1 protein-coding gene is annotated in these 562 nt (G+C 44.7%); it reads right to left on the reverse strand.

The window, feature by feature from the left end:
- Positions 1-363: helix-turn-helix transcriptional regulator (locus HBA93_RS18085; protein ID WP_221724220.1), on the reverse strand; the 363-nt coding region annotated here is incomplete at its 3' end.
- Between the last annotated feature and the right edge of the window lie 199 nt (positions 364-562).

The raw sequence follows: 562 nt of genomic DNA on the forward strand, positions 1-562 counted from the left end.
ATAGCGTTTATTCATGGAAGAACCTTTAATTTCTCCGCCGATGAGCTCTTTGCCTCTAAAATCAGGGTCATCAGGGATGACCACATCATATCTACGCTCATCATCCCATTCCGTTGCATCTGACCAGTATCCAGCCTGAATATTGCAAATAACTTCAACCTGACGCGTGCCAGCAGAAGCACTGATCAAATCAGTAACCGAGCAGTTAAACAGCTCTGCGAGCTGCTTCATCCTGCTAAGGGTGAATTCTACCCGGCCGTTTTCCAACCGGTTGTAGTTTTCATGGGAAATATTGAGGTATGCCGCCACATCTGCCTGTGAAAGGCCGCGAGATACCCTGAGCGCTTTCAGATATTTGTTCATGGCTTTTTATAACGAAAATCGTCAAATCGAAAAATGATGATTATCGTCATATCCTCTCTTGACTTTTATTGACGATAATCGTCATATTGCTATATGGATTTAAAAAAGTGGCGACTAACGCAACAGTTGACGCTCAGTGAATGTGCTGACCAGCTCCGCTTGGTCAACGCAAGAACCTATCAGCGTTATGAAACCGGCG

The organism is Ochrobactrum sp. SFR4 (assembly GCF_019730395.1).
Taxonomy (GTDB): Bacteria; Pseudomonadota; Alphaproteobacteria; order Rhizobiales; family Rhizobiaceae; genus Pseudochrobactrum.